The organism is Candidatus Rickettsiella viridis (genome assembly GCF_003966755.1).
In the GTDB taxonomy this organism is placed as follows: domain Bacteria; phylum Pseudomonadota; class Gammaproteobacteria; order Diplorickettsiales; family Diplorickettsiaceae; genus Rickettsiella_B; species Rickettsiella_B viridis.
Genome location: NZ_AP018005.1, coordinates 1,549,901 through 1,562,142, shown reverse-complemented (window position 1 = coordinate 1,562,142; position 12,242 = coordinate 1,549,901). Strand labels below are relative to the sequence as shown.

The following is a 12,242-nucleotide window of genomic DNA, read 5'->3' as shown; positions in this document are numbered from 1 at the left end:
GCTTCTAGCCATAAAGCTAGCTTATATCGAGTTTTGAGCGTTTGAAATTAATCAATTTATTGAATTTTTAGTTTATGGTTTTTTTTAATGGTAAGCTGTATTTTTTTACAGTATATTTGCAAGGAGCAAAAAATGTTAAAAAAAACTTTGTGTCTATTTTCTTTGTCCATGTTTATCAGTCTTCCTGCTTTTGCCAAAGATTATCCTCCGTTTGATGCTACAGTCAAATACTATGCACCCTGTCCTAATAAGGATTATGAAAAGTGTGCTAAAGAGAATAAAAAAATAATTATAAAAGCCATGCCGGGAAATAGTAAGATACTTGATTTAAAACAAGCTATTTTTAAAAGTGAGAAAAATAATAAAAAATTTTCACCTGATGAACAAATGATTACTTGTAATGACTATTGGCCAAATGACACTCAGTTTGCTGATGTATGTTGGAATGATAAGTTAAAGGGGGTATCAGTTGATCTGAATCTTAAATAGGGTTCATTTAAAGTAATTTATTAATAGATTGAATAGTGATGTCCTTTAGTTCCTCTAGTACAGATATTTCAATGTTTAAAGGTGGTAACCAATAAATTGTATTACCTAATGGGCGTAGCCAAGCGCCCATTTTTATCGCTTCCTGAAATATTTGGTAGCCAACGCGCTGATTTTTTTGTTCTGTAGTTAAAACTAAATCAGCTGCTACGATGGCGCCAATGATGCGGATATTAGTTAATTTCCCTGTTATGTCTGCTACTTCTTGCATGAGCGTTTTTAAAATAGTTTCTTTTTTTTGAACTTCCAAATAGATATTTTCTTCTTCTAAAACCGTTAAACATTCCAATGCGACGGCAGCGGCTAAAGCATTACCGCTAAAAGTATGTGAGTGTAAAAAGTTTTTTTCTATTGAATAATCATCATAAAAAAGGTTATAAATATCAGTGCGTGTTAATACAGCACTCATAGCTAGCCAACCGGAAGTTAGGCCTTTACTTAAACAAATAAAATCTGCTTGTATTTGTGCATGCTCACAGGCTAAAGCAAATCCTGTTCTTCCCAGTCCGGTCATAATTTCATCGGCAATTAAATAAATACCCTGTTCTCGGGTCCATTTTCGCAGCCGGCGTAAAAAATCTTGGCTATAAATCAACATGCCTCCGGCACCCTGGACAATCGGTTCTACGATAATGGCTGCAAGCACGGTAGCTTGTTGTTCTAGCTGTTTTTCAATGGCCGGCCAGCAATCCGAGCAATCTTCCCATAAAGGATCTTCACGTGAAGTGACATAAGGTAGGTTACAGATAAACTGAGGCTTTATAAGCTGGGGTTCGTAGGGTTGATGATAAAGGCCTAGGTCACTTAGCCCGAGTGCCATAAAGGTTTCACCATGATAGCCGTTTTGTAACGCAGTAAATTGCGTACGTTGTGAAAAACCTTTAATTTTTTGTGCGTGTAGCGCCATTTTTAATGAAATTTCAACGGCAGAAGAGCCTTCGCTAGCATAAAATACCTTATTTAGGCCTGGGGAAAGTAGGGCTAATTTCTCCGAGAGTTGAACGATAACCTCATGAGTGCTATTGGCAAAAATGACGTGTTCAAAACGATCGAGCTGTGCATAAAGCGCTTTTTTTAAGCGAGGATGATTATGACCCAGTGATTTACACCACCAACTCGAGATGGCATCAATCAAGCGCAGCCCATTGTCTAATTCAATAAAAGGCCCGTAGGCCTTGCTGACGACTAAGGGTGGGAAACTAAGATAATCCTTCATCTGAGAGCAAGGGTGCCAAATATGTTGGAGGTCTCGATTGATAAGATTCATAAAATAGGATAAAAGTGGGGTTTTTAAAGGATCCCTCTAAAAGAGAAGGAGGGAAATTAGCATACTTTAAGAAAAATAAGAATTTTTCAGAGAAACCCTTGTGAATAAAAACAATAAAAAAGTGAGTCGTGTAAAAGCGTGTGTTAGAGCACTGCGCCCTTACCATATCGCCAAGAATTTTTTATTATTTATTCCGCTTCTCGTCGGTCATCACTATTTTGATCAGACTTCTTTAAAAAATAGCGTTATTGGATTTTTAGTTTTTTGTTTATTAGCTTCTAGCGCTTATTTGATTAATGATCTAGTTGATTTAGAAAAAGACAAGCAACATAGCAAAAAACAAAAACGTCCTTTTGCGGCTGGAGAGCTTCCTCTGGTTGTTGGTTTTATTCTCGCACCCTGTCTGTTAGTATTTGCATTAGGTATTGCACTTTATTTACCTTTAAATTTTTTCTTAGCAGCGATCACTTATTATTCATTAACGTTGCTGTACTCTTTTTTTATTAAGAAACAAAAATGGTTAGACGTCATATTATTAGCTATTTTGTATTCTATACGGGTTTTTGCAGGGATGACGCTGGTTGAAAATGGTTATTCCTTATGGTTAATTATTTTCGTGTTATTTTTCTTTTCTAGCTTAGCGTTGCTTAAGCGTTACGCAGAACTTTACGATGCAAAATTAGAAAATAAAGAGACGCTCGTAGGTCGTGCTTATGGACTGATAGATAGTGCGAGACTGGTTTTTTTAGGTCATACGAGCGCGTACTTAGCGATTTTAACCTTTATTTTTTATATTCATTCCAATAAGGTTTTATTTCTCTATAAAACCCCTTTGTTGTTATGGTTGATTTGTCCTTGTTTGTTTGTTTGGCTTAGACGGCTATGGTATTTCGCGCAGCAAGGAAAAATCCATGATGATCCGGTGGTGTTTACAGTAAGAGATAAATTTAGTTGGATTATGGTTGGTTTGATAGTGGTGATTAGTCTATGTGCACTACCCATTTAAACCACGCCTAACTGTAATAAACACGCGCCTACGCGTTGGCCTGCCTGTATACCATCAATAATCATTTGGTTTTCAGGTGTTAAAAACTTATCTACTGCAGAAACTAAATTGGCGTGGTTTTCGATAATTTTTATTTGTTTTTGGTTTAGCGGGAGATCGCCTGTCAACGTAACATAACCAAGTAGCCATGCTCTAAATTCTTCGTTAGTCATTATATTTTCCATCGTGAATGCGATGGAGTACTTCCCGCGGCGTTTCGGTGACGTAGCTGTTATCAATTACATGATGAAATACCGAGTTCAGTGAGAGCTCGATAATAGGCGAAAAATGCGCGCAAAGGGCATTGCTATAACCAAAACGCTTAATATAGTCACACACATCCTTGAGCCAAGAAGTAAAAGTGTCTAATGGCTCTTCAATTAAATCCAACTGGTTTTTGATCAACCGCAAGCCATTACGCTGTATCGTGACGTTTATACCAATTTCGAAGTAGCCTTGAAGCCAATAGCAAAATAATTGATTGGTTTTCATTTAACAATCGGCTTGTATACGACATCTATCCTGGCTAAGATCTACGCCTGCACTCAGCCTCATTCCTTCCTCAAAGTCTGGTAAACTAGTTGACGGAAAACTAATCTTTATTTCTTCAATGTTCCCAAATCGTGGAAATATCTTTTCAAATTTTAAAAGATCTGCTTTAAGAAAAGAAGTAAATAGATTGTGAATTTCACGAGAAGCTTTGTGCATCAAAGGTAAAGTAACAATAGTTGTATCCGGATATACATAAATATGGATGCTACCAATATCTACAAGAACATGCTTAAGTGCTTGCCCAAGTCTATTTTCAGCCGTAGTATCTCGGGAGGCTTCTCTTTCCACGCGTTTTCTTCGAATTATTTCTTTTAATTGTTTTTCTTTTTCTTCTAAATGGTTTTTAAGTTGCGTAATGTCTGCATTCAATTTCTCAATTGATTGGTTTTCCTGCTGTTTATTCACATTTTTATACATGTTATTCACTCCTTATGTTGGTATCCCTTACCCATTCATTCTAAGATACTTAAAATGCACTTACAATGTTATATTCTATATAAATGAGCTCGACAATTGTTATAAAGTATCTCAATTAAAATTAAGCGAGAATAAAATGCAGCAGTAATCCAATTTACGGGGTGTCTGTATTGCCGCTCCCTACCTTCACACACGTATTTTATACTATTTGAAGTAAAATCGATCGTAAAAGGCGTGTTTTGTAAAAGTTGACAAGGGTAGTTATTCATTTTATGTTGCTATTTTTCTTGGTATAAGAATCTAGTATGTTAAATGTAGAGGTTCGTCATGATTGGATCCGCAATGAAATTCAATCACTGTTTGAAAAGCCATTTAATGATTTAATTTTTCACGCCCATGCGACGCATCGTCACTCTTTTCGTCCCAATGCCGTTCAAATAAGTACTTTACTGAATGTAAAAACAGGTCTTTGTCCTGAGGATTGTTCCTATTGCCCGCAAAGTGGTCATTATAATACGGGCTTAAAGAGAGAGCCCTTAATGTCATTAGATCAGGTAAAGGTCGCTGCAAAAAAAGCGAAAGAACAAGGAGCAGGTCGGTTTTGTATTGCGGCTGCTTGGCGCAGCCCCCCTAAAAAAGAGTTTGCGGATGTATTAGCGATGGTTACGGCTATAAAAGCATTGGATTTAGAAGCTTGTGCTACCTTAGGCATGTTGACAGAGGAACAGGCTCGTCAACTAGCACAGGCCGGATTAGATTATTACAACCATAATCTAGATACATCACCTGAATACTATAAAACAATTATATCGACACGAACCTATGAAGAGCGATTGCAAACCTTGGCACAAGTGCGTGCAGCAGGCATTAATGTGTGTTGTGGTGGTATTATTGGTATGGGTGAAAGCCGAGAAGATCGAATAGGTTTGTTGCAACAATTAGCTAATCTTCCTGAGCATCCTAAAAGTGTCACCTTAAATAAATTAATTCCGATTCCAGGAACACCATTAGCAGACAAAGTAGCGGTTGATTCATTTGAATTTATTCGTATGGTGGCTGTCGCACGAATTATATTGCCTTTTAGTATGTTGCGTTTATCTGCAGGGCGCGATAGCTTGAGTGAAGAAGCACAAGCGCTGTGTTTTTTTGCTGGAGCTAATTCGATTCATTATGGTGAAAAATTATTAACCACGGCAAATGTTGCGCCTGATCAAGATCGTGCGTTATTAGAAAAGCTGAATCTGATCCCCGTGTTAGCTGATACCGAATTAAATACATGCCATTCCTGTTAGAAGATTCACTAACGCAACATAAACAGGCCGGGCTCTATAGAACGCGTGCTGTTTTGCAAGGTGTATCAGGAACACAGCGGCTTTATGGTGGGAAAAAGCTGATTTCGTTTTGTTCTAATGATTATTTAGGACTAAGTCAACACTCTGATGTTATTAAGGTGTTTAAACAAACAGCTGATGAATATGGTCTTGGTAGCGGTTCTTCGCATTTTCTGGGTGCTTATAGTCGCATTCATTGTGAGTTAGAAGAAGCTTTAGCAGAATTTAGCGGTTACCCAAAGGCGTTGGTTTTTTCTACTGGCTATATGGCCAATTTAAGTATCTTAACGGCCTTAGCAAATAGACATGATAGTATATTTGGTGATAGGTTAAATCATGCTTCCTTAGTCGATGCGGCAAGGCTTTCCGGTGCTTCCTTTAAACGCTATAAACATAACCATATTCCGAGTTTAACTAAGCAATTGACAGATTCTCCCGGGCGAAAGTCATTTGTTGTAAGCGATGGTGTATTTAGTATGGATGGTGATTTAGCGGCCTTGCCAGATTTGATTGAAACAGCAAAAAATCATTCAGCTTTATTATTAGTAGACGATGCGCATGGCTTAGGTGTATTAGGTGAAAAAGGTGCGGGTATTTGCGAATATTTTGGGTTAAAGCCAGATATTTTATCGGCAGGCTTTGGTAAATCCTTAGGGAGTTTTGGTGGGTTTGTGGTAGGAAGTGAAACCATTATAGAGCATTTAACTCAATTTTCACGCCCCTATATGTATACCACCGCGTTGCCGCCGGCTATTGCTAAAGCAACACATACCAGCTTATTGTTGCTCCAGAAGGAAGATTGGCGTAGAAAAAAGCTGTGTTATTTGATTGAGCATTTTAAACACACCGCTAAACAGTTAGAATTACCGATCTTGGCATCCCAGACCCCTATTCAGCCTATTTTACTTGGGGGACCTGAGCGAGCTATGAAATTAGCGGCACACTTACGGCAAAATGGCTTTTTAGTGAATGCGATTCGGCCGCCCACCGTACCGAAAAATACCTCGCGTTTGCGAATAAGTTTAAGTGCCTTGCATTCAGAAAATGATATCGATAGCTTATTAGAACGAATCGCGATCGGGTTGCATCGCGCGTAGATAAAAAACTATGCTAAATCAATTAGATGAAAAAAAAATTGCTTCTCGTTTCAATAGGGCGGCGCTTAGCTATGATAAAGCTGCTGTTCTACAGCGCACGGTGGCAAATGACTTATTAGAACGCTTGCAAGGCATTCGGTTACAACCGAAAACGATTTTAGATTTGGGTTGTGGCACAGGTCATGCTACGGCTTGTCTAAAAAAAATATATCCACTGGCTGAAGTTATTGGTTTTGATCAATCATTTGGAATGCTTAAACAAGCACAAGCGCTAAAAACAAAAGATGAGTTTTCTAAGTTCCATTGTTTAGGCGGTCAGGCAGAATCTTTACCCTTTCAAACCCATAGTTTTGAATTAGTCTATTCCAACCTGATGTTACATTGGAGTACCGATTTCTCAGCAACGCTTAGTGAGCTTCATCGTGTCTTAAAGCCAGGTGGCTTATTATTATTTTCAATCGTAGGCGCGGACACATTAAAAGAGCTACGTTATTCTTGGGCGCAAGTAGATGATAAATCGCATGTGCATGTTTTTCCCGATATGCACGATCTAGGCGATAGTTTACTTCAGGCAGCGTTTGCTGATCCGGTGATGGATGTGGATTATTTTACTTTACTCTATTCTGATATTTTTTTTTGATGAGGGAACTCAAAGAACTGGGCGTACAGAATCTTTCCATCGACAGACACCGTGGTTTAACACCGAAGCGATCCTTGCAAACATTGATTCAAGCGTATGATGTTTTTCGTACTTCGGCAGGGAAGTTGCCCGCCACTTGGGAAATTATCTATGGTCATGCATGGACTGCGACGCAGGAAGCCATTGAAGCTAAACAAGGTTCGAGCGAAATACGAATATCCGTGCCAGAAATTGGCGGACGCAGAAAAAATTAAAAATCTCTACGTTAAAGTTAATGGTTAAAAATGATGGCTAGCAAAAGTTTTTTTATTCTAGGCACAGATACGGGTGTTGGGAAAACAATAGCCGCGGGGGCTTTATTAACAGGGCTAAAAGTACAGGGGCTATCGACTATTGGATTAAAGCCAATTGCTAGTGGCGCTCAATTAACCCCGATGGGTTTGCGCAGCGACGATGCGATTTGTTTACAAAAGGCGGCAAGTATTTGTTTGCCGTACCAGCAGGTCAATCCTTTTTGTTTTGTGGATCCAATAGCACCCCACATTGCAGCAGAGCGGGAAAAACGTCTTTTAAGTGTTTCGGCTATCACACAATCTTGTCAGCTAGCATTGAGTTATCAAGCGGATTATGGCGTTATTGAGGGCGTAGGTGGTGTTAGTGTGCCTTTAAATAAAAAAGAGAACTTTGCCGATTTGGTTCAGATAATGGGGTTTCCTATTATTCTGGTGGTGGGTATGCGCTTAGGTTGTTTAAATCAGGCGCTATTAACTTGGAACTATCTACAGCAACGACAGCTTCCCGTCATTGGCTGGATAGCTAATCAGGTTGACCCCATGATGCATTGTATTGAAGAAAATATTAACTTTCTTAAGTCTTCATTTCCCATGCCTTATTTAGGGTTTTTTCCGTATCTACAAGAGATTAATTTAAGCGTTTTTTCGTCTTTAATTAACTATGAAGCTTTGTTAGGTGTTTTAGAAACGATAGGTATATAGTATTAGAATAGTACACATTGTTGGGCAAATAGCCTATTCTGTTGTGGGCCAAGCTATTTTGAGGTGCTTTTTGCTTATGAAGTTTATTTATCGATTAAATATTTTTATATTTTTTTTATTGCTGCCAACCCAACTCGTTTATGCGGCTTCAGCATCACAAGCATTAACCAGCTTATTAAATCGCTTACAAAGTTTGCAGGCTAATTTTACCCAAACGGTGATGGACGGCAGAGGGCAAATTCTGCAGAAAACCAGCGGCCAAATGATCTTACAACGACCCGGACGGTTTCGATGGGAAGTGACAGCGCCGAGTAAACAATTGTTAATTGCCGATGGACAGCGTATTTGGTTTTATGACATCGGTTTGCAACAAGTGATGATACAAAAGCAGCAAACAATGGCAGCGAACACTCCCGCTGCGTTATTGAGTGATTCTCCTAACAACTTAACAAAACAGTTTAATGTCAATTTTTTGATGGACGTTCAGGGCTTTTATTTAATACCTAAAGACAACAATGCGTTGTTTCGTTCAATAACTTTAATTTTTCAGCAAAATCAATTGCGTGAAATGCGCTTGATAGATAAATTGGGGCAACAGACCATAATCGATTTTTCACAAGTTAAGCTTAACCCTGCTATTAATGCACAAACGTTCCGCTTTGTGTTGCCTAAAGATAAAAATATTGAAGTTGTGAAGGGTTAATACGATGTCACATCACCACCACCATCATCACACCGCTTTTGCAGTGGGTTTAAATGTCAGTTTTGCGTTAGCCATATTGTTGAATTCAGGGTTTGTATTGGCTGAAGTGACCTATGCGTTTATTGCACATTCTATGAGTCTGCTTTCGGATGCGGTGCATAATTTTGCTGATGTTTTAGGCTTATTAATGTCTTGGGGCGCAAGCTTTTTAGCAAAAAAACGTTCTAGGCAACGCTATAGTTACGGCTATAAAAAATTGACTATTTTAGCGGCCTTAGCCAATGCGTTGTTACTGGTATTTACCTCCGCACTGATTGTGTATGAATCGATTGATAAACTTCGTAATCCGGTGCCTATTAATGAAATGATTGTGATGGTAGTTGCTTTTATTGGGATGCTAATCAATGGAAGTACGGCGTTATTATTTATGCGCCAACAACAATCTGATCTCAATATTAAAAGTGCATTCCTGCATTTAGCTTATGATGCGTTGATTGCGTTGGGTGTTGTGCTGGCTGGTGCAGTAGTATATTTCACTTCTTGGCAATGGGTAGATCCTGTGGTGGGTTTAGTCATCGTGGGTATTATTACTTTGGGGAGCTGGAACTTGTTGCGCCGTTCAGTTGAATTGATTTTAGGCGCAGTTCCTTATGGTGTTGATCAAAAAGCAGTAGTTACTTATTTAGAAAAGTTGCCGGGTGTTACAGCCGTACATGATTTACATATTTGGGGTTTAAGTACACAAGAAACAGCTTTAACGGCGCATTTGGTTATGCCAGGTGATGGTTTGTCGGATCAACTGCAACAACAAATTAATCAAACATTAGCCGAAAAATTTCAGATTCAGCACGTTACCTTGCAAGTAGAGCAAGGTCAGGAAAAATACCCGTGTAGCCAGGGATCGGTTTGCTAATGTTATTTGTATCTTACATTTTAATTGGTGTATTAGCCGGATTTCTATCAGGATTGTTAGGAATAGGCGGAGGTACAGTATTAGTTCCCGGATTATTGACTGTTTTCGCACACACAGGCATACCAAATCAATTACAAATGCATTTAGCAACCAGTACCGCATTAGCGTCTATTATTTTTAGTTCTTTAGTTGCTGTATACCAACAACAACGTAGTTTTTCTATTAACTGGTGTTTATTTCGCCAGTTAGCACCTGGGATGATTTTTGGTATTGTTATGGGTGCTTTAATTGCATTAATACTTTCTACACAAACATTAAAATTATTATTTAGTTTATTTCTTTTTTCTATCGCATTTAAAATTTTTTTTAATAAAAATAAAGTAGAAAGAAAAGAAACGATCTACTTAACGCCACTTAAAAAATGGGCTATAGGTATTTCTATTGGTGCTATTTCTGGTTTATTGGGTATAGGGGGGGCGCTATTGCCGTACCGATTTTTTTACGTCTAGGGTTATCAACCCACCATGCTATTGCAACTTCCTCTGCTTGTGTTTTATTGTTAGCGATTATTGGGGTGTTTACCTTTACCATGACAGGTCTTCATGTACACAACCTCCCTGTGGGTAGCGGTGGATTTGTTTATTGGCCCGCTGTTATTGGTGTATCGATTGGAAGTATGGTGGTTGTTCCCTTAGGTACGCGATTAGGTAAACGACTTAGAGGTCATCATTTAAGAAAAATATTTGCTTTATTCCTTTTAGTGGTAGGGGTTACCATGCTAATACCTTAATATATATACTCCCCGCACTAGAATTTTCGGCTGCGTTCCCGCTCGACTCGCAATCCTCATGTATGTTGTATACACTACGGTTGCTCCGTTTTCGCGGCGCCTTGCCGAAAATCCTATTGCTGTGAGTATATTTATTGCTGTGAGTATATTTACGGTAATGAGTATAAAATTTATGTCACAACATTCTTTAAAGCCCATTGGTATTTTTGATAGTGGCGTCGGTGGTTTAACCGTTGCCAAGGCAGTGACAAATCATTTGCCCCAGGAATCTATTATTTATTTCGGCGATACGGCCCATACCCCTTGGGGAGATAAATCAGCCGCAGCTATTCAAGCGTATTCTATAAAAATCTGCGATATGTTGTTGCAGCAAGATTGTAAACTCATTTTGATTGCTTGTAATTCTGCATCAGCCGTTGCCCATGAATTAGTAAAAGAATATGTGGGCCGTAAGTCTATTGTTGTTGATGTCATTGATCCGATGATTGATTACTTGGCAGAAAATTATGTTAATAAAACCATTGGATTAATTGGAACCAAACAAACTATCTGTTCAAATATTTACAGAAAAAAGCTGGATCAACGGGATATTCATATACAACTAAATTCATTAGCGACGCCCTTGCTGGTTCCTTTAATCGAAGAAGCAGCCGATCAAACCATTATGCAAGATGCGATTAAATCTTACCTTTTAAATCCCGTTTTAGCTGGTCTTGATGCGCTTGTTTTAGGTTGTACCCACTATCCTTTAATTAAACAACTTATACAGCAGTTTTATCCGACTAAAGCGGCCATTTTAGATTCGACGGATATCGTGGCTAAGCTTGTAAAAAACTTACTTGAAAGTCATGGTCTTTTATCGAACGGTGTTTTTGAACCACAAAAAAAGTTTTATGTCTCGGATTATACAACGGCATTTTCTGCACATGCGCGGCTTTTTTTTAAAGGCCCGGTTTCTTTAGAAAGGTACCCCTTATGGGAGTAAATACTGTGATAGTTGAGATGGTGTGGTTAGCGTTCAATTTATGTTAAAATAAACCAATTTATACCCATAACGAGAGGAGGAGTCGTATGGCTTCTAGTAAAGTTCTATCAGGCCAAAGGTTAGAATCTGTTTTAGCCACGAATACCGTATTGCGTAATACGTATATCCTGCTGGGCTTAACTATGCTTTTTAGCGCACTTACCGCTGGAATGGCTATGCTAAGCGATTCACCTCCATTGAATCCGTTAGTTACATTAGCGGGTTATTTTGGCTTATTGTTTCTAACGAACTGGACACGTAATAGTGGCTGGGGCTTGTTATCAGTTTTCGCATTGACAGGATTTATGGGGTATACGCTCGGTCCTATTTTGAACCACTATATCCATGGATTCACCAATGGACAGGCATTGGTCATGATGTCCTTGGGTGCAACAGGTCTTATCTTTTTTGCATTATCGGCTTACGCGCTGATTACCCAAAAAGACTTTAGCTTTATGTCCGGGTTTTTGATGGTAGGGATGATCGTTGCGTTTCTTGCCAGCATTGCTACCTTATTTTTCCACATACCCGCATTAATGTTGACCGTCTCAGCCGTATTTGTTCTTTTATCATCCGGCATTATTTTGCTACAAACTAGCCAGATTATTCACGGCGGCGAGACTAATTACATTATGGCCACTGTGACACTATATGTATCGCTGTATAACATTTTCTTGAGTTTATTAAATTTACTAGGCGCGTTTAGCGGTAATAGAGAGTAAATTTTTTTGCTCAAAGAGTCTAAAATTAACCCACTTTCAATCAGTGGGTTAATGCTATGTGCTAAAGTTATACTCGCAGCAATGGGATTTTTGGCAGGGCGCCGCGAGAACGAAGCAACCGCAGTGTATACATGATACATGAGGATGGCGAGTCGAGCAGGAACGCCGCCAAAAATTCAAGTGCGAAGAGTAATTATACT

17 protein-coding genes are annotated in these 12,242 nt (G+C 38.8%); 13 read left to right on the top strand and 4 right to left on the bottom strand.

All coding sequences use genetic code 11. The features are described 5' to 3' along the window. Positions 1–132 precede the first annotated feature (132 nt). On the top strand, positions 133–489 hold the full coding sequence (locus DMP02_RS07065; protein ID WP_126323434.1) for a hypothetical protein: 357 nt from the start codon (positions 133–135) through the stop codon (positions 487–489). A 7-nt stretch (positions 490–496) separates the two neighbouring features. On the opposite strand, the gene bioA is transcribed toward DMP02_RS07065, so the two are convergent. Next, positions 497–1,813 (bottom strand): adenosylmethionine--8-amino-7-oxononanoate transaminase, encoded by a 1,317-nt coding sequence (gene bioA, locus DMP02_RS07060; RefSeq protein WP_126323433.1) that lies wholly within the window; start codon positions 1,811–1,813, stop codon positions 497–499. Between the two features lie 100 nt (positions 1,814–1,913). Between bioA and DMP02_RS07055 the strand changes: the two genes are divergently transcribed. Next, positions 1,914–2,819 carry a UbiA family prenyltransferase gene (locus tag DMP02_RS07055; protein WP_126323432.1) on the top strand — a complete coding sequence of 302 codons (906 nt, stop codon included), beginning with the start codon at positions 1,914–1,916 and terminating at the stop codon, positions 2,817–2,819. Here the strand turns inward: DMP02_RS07055 and DMP02_RS07050 are convergent. From DMP02_RS07050 to DMP02_RS07040, 3 genes are read right to left on the bottom strand one after another with little or no spacing between them, the layout of a single operon-like run. Then, positions 2,816–3,031 (bottom strand): hypothetical protein, encoded by a 216-nt coding sequence (locus DMP02_RS07050; RefSeq protein ID WP_126323431.1) that lies wholly within the window; start codon positions 3,029–3,031, stop codon positions 2,816–2,818. The two genes, DMP02_RS07055 and DMP02_RS07050, sit on opposite strands and share 4 nt — an antisense overlap. Next, positions 3,024–3,350, bottom strand: a complete 327-nt coding sequence (locus DMP02_RS07045; RefSeq protein WP_126323430.1) for a hypothetical protein — start codon at positions 3,348–3,350, stop codon at positions 3,024–3,026. The genes DMP02_RS07050 and DMP02_RS07045 overlap by 8 nt, the downstream gene beginning before the upstream one ends. Beyond that, positions 3,351–3,827, bottom strand: a complete 477-nt coding sequence (locus DMP02_RS07040) for a hypothetical protein (RefSeq protein ID WP_126323429.1) — start codon at positions 3,825–3,827, stop codon at positions 3,351–3,353. Positions 3,828–4,132: 305 nt separating this feature from the next. Between DMP02_RS07040 and bioB the strand changes: the two genes are divergently transcribed. From bioB to DMP02_RS06985, 11 genes are all read left to right on the top strand, one after another. Next, on the top strand, positions 4,133–5,119 hold the full coding sequence (bioB, locus tag DMP02_RS07035; RefSeq protein WP_126323428.1) for a biotin synthase BioB: 987 nt from the start codon (positions 4,133–4,135) through the stop codon (positions 5,117–5,119). Continuing rightward, complete coding sequence (gene bioF / locus DMP02_RS07030; RefSeq protein ID WP_126323427.1) at positions 5,104–6,255, top strand: 8-amino-7-oxononanoate synthase; 1,152 nt, start codon at positions 5,104–5,106, stop codon at positions 6,253–6,255. The genes bioB and bioF overlap by 16 nt, the downstream gene beginning before the upstream one ends. A gap of 10 nt (positions 6,256–6,265) precedes the next feature. Continuing rightward, positions 6,266–6,895: a methyltransferase domain-containing protein gene (locus DMP02_RS07025; protein WP_126323426.1), complete on the top strand. Its 630-nt coding sequence runs from the start codon at positions 6,266–6,268 to the stop codon at positions 6,893–6,895. Further along, a complete protein-coding gene (locus DMP02_RS07020) occupies positions 6,895–7,149 on the top strand; it encodes a hypothetical protein (RefSeq protein WP_126323425.1) in 255 nt (84 codons plus the stop codon). The genes DMP02_RS07025 and DMP02_RS07020 overlap by 1 nt, the downstream gene beginning before the upstream one ends. 30 nt (positions 7,150–7,179) lie before the next feature. Beyond that, complete coding sequence (bioD, locus tag DMP02_RS07015; protein ID WP_197720801.1) at positions 7,180–7,890, top strand: dethiobiotin synthase; 711 nt, start codon at positions 7,180–7,182, stop codon at positions 7,888–7,890. A gap of 76 nt (positions 7,891–7,966) precedes the next feature. Beyond that, positions 7,967–8,593 (top strand): outer membrane lipoprotein chaperone LolA, encoded by a 627-nt coding sequence (gene lolA, locus DMP02_RS07010; RefSeq protein ID WP_126323424.1) that lies wholly within the window; start codon positions 7,967–7,969, stop codon positions 8,591–8,593. Positions 8,594–8,597: 4 nt separating this feature from the next. Next, on the top strand, positions 8,598–9,506 hold the full coding sequence (locus DMP02_RS07005; RefSeq protein WP_126323423.1) for a cation diffusion facilitator family transporter: 909 nt from the start codon (positions 8,598–8,600) through the stop codon (positions 9,504–9,506). Then, positions 9,506–10,015 (top strand): sulfite exporter TauE/SafE family protein, encoded by a 510-nt coding sequence (locus DMP02_RS07000; RefSeq protein WP_126323422.1) that lies wholly within the window; start codon positions 9,506–9,508, stop codon positions 10,013–10,015. Before DMP02_RS07005 ends, DMP02_RS07000 begins: the two co-directional genes overlap by 1 nt. Then, complete coding sequence (locus DMP02_RS06995) at positions 9,928–10,296, top strand: sulfite exporter TauE/SafE family protein (protein WP_126323421.1); 369 nt, start codon at positions 9,928–9,930, stop codon at positions 10,294–10,296. Before DMP02_RS07000 ends, DMP02_RS06995 begins: the two co-directional genes overlap by 88 nt. A gap of 172 nt (positions 10,297–10,468) precedes the next feature. Continuing rightward, positions 10,469–11,281 (top strand): glutamate racemase, encoded by an 813-nt coding sequence (murI, locus tag DMP02_RS06990; RefSeq protein WP_126323420.1) that lies wholly within the window; start codon positions 10,469–10,471, stop codon positions 11,279–11,281. Between the two features lie 86 nt (positions 11,282–11,367). Then, on the top strand, positions 11,368–12,042 hold the full coding sequence (locus DMP02_RS06985) for a Bax inhibitor-1/YccA family protein (RefSeq protein ID WP_126323419.1): 675 nt from the start codon (positions 11,368–11,370) through the stop codon (positions 12,040–12,042). Positions 12,043–12,242 lie beyond the last annotated feature (200 nt).

Excerpts from the sequence above, each read along its gene's own strand:
- DMP02_RS07065 (WP_126323434.1), top strand. The coding sequence starts at position 133 with ATGTTAAAAAAAACTTTGTGTCTATTTTCTTTGTCCATGTTTATCAGT.
- bioA (WP_126323433.1), bottom strand. The coding sequence starts at position 1,813 with ATGAATCTTATCAATCGAGACCTCCAACATATTTGGCACCCTTGCTCT.
- DMP02_RS07050 (WP_126323431.1), bottom strand. The coding sequence starts at position 3,031 with ATGACTAACGAAGAATTTAGAGCATGGCTACTTGGTTATGTTACGTTG.
- DMP02_RS07045 (WP_126323430.1), bottom strand. The coding sequence starts at position 3,350 with ATGAAAACCAATCAATTATTTTGCTATTGGCTTCAAGGCTACTTCGAA.
- DMP02_RS07040 (WP_126323429.1), bottom strand. The coding sequence starts at position 3,827 with ATGTATAAAAATGTGAATAAACAGCAGGAAAACCAATCAATTGAGAAA.
- bioB (WP_126323428.1), top strand. The coding sequence starts at position 4,133 with ATGTTAAATGTAGAGGTTCGTCATGATTGGATCCGCAATGAAATTCAA.
- bioF (WP_126323427.1), top strand. The coding sequence starts at position 5,104 with ATGCCATTCCTGTTAGAAGATTCACTAACGCAACATAAACAGGCCGGG.
- DMP02_RS07025 (WP_126323426.1), top strand. The coding sequence starts at position 6,266 with ATGCTAAATCAATTAGATGAAAAAAAAATTGCTTCTCGTTTCAATAGG.
- DMP02_RS07020 (WP_126323425.1), top strand. The coding sequence starts at position 6,895 with ATGAGGGAACTCAAAGAACTGGGCGTACAGAATCTTTCCATCGACAGA.
- bioD (WP_197720801.1), top strand. The coding sequence starts at position 7,180 with ATGATGGCTAGCAAAAGTTTTTTTATTCTAGGCACAGATACGGGTGTT.
- lolA (WP_126323424.1), top strand. The coding sequence starts at position 7,967 with ATGAAGTTTATTTATCGATTAAATATTTTTATATTTTTTTTATTGCTG.
- DMP02_RS07005 (WP_126323423.1), top strand. The coding sequence starts at position 8,598 with ATGTCACATCACCACCACCATCATCACACCGCTTTTGCAGTGGGTTTA.
- DMP02_RS07000 (WP_126323422.1), top strand. The coding sequence starts at position 9,506 with ATGTTATTTGTATCTTACATTTTAATTGGTGTATTAGCCGGATTTCTA.
- DMP02_RS06995 (WP_126323421.1), top strand. The coding sequence starts at position 9,928 with ATGGGCTATAGGTATTTCTATTGGTGCTATTTCTGGTTTATTGGGTAT.
- murI (WP_126323420.1), top strand. The coding sequence starts at position 10,469 with ATGTCACAACATTCTTTAAAGCCCATTGGTATTTTTGATAGTGGCGTC.
- DMP02_RS06985 (WP_126323419.1), top strand. The coding sequence starts at position 11,368 with ATGGCTTCTAGTAAAGTTCTATCAGGCCAAAGGTTAGAATCTGTTTTA.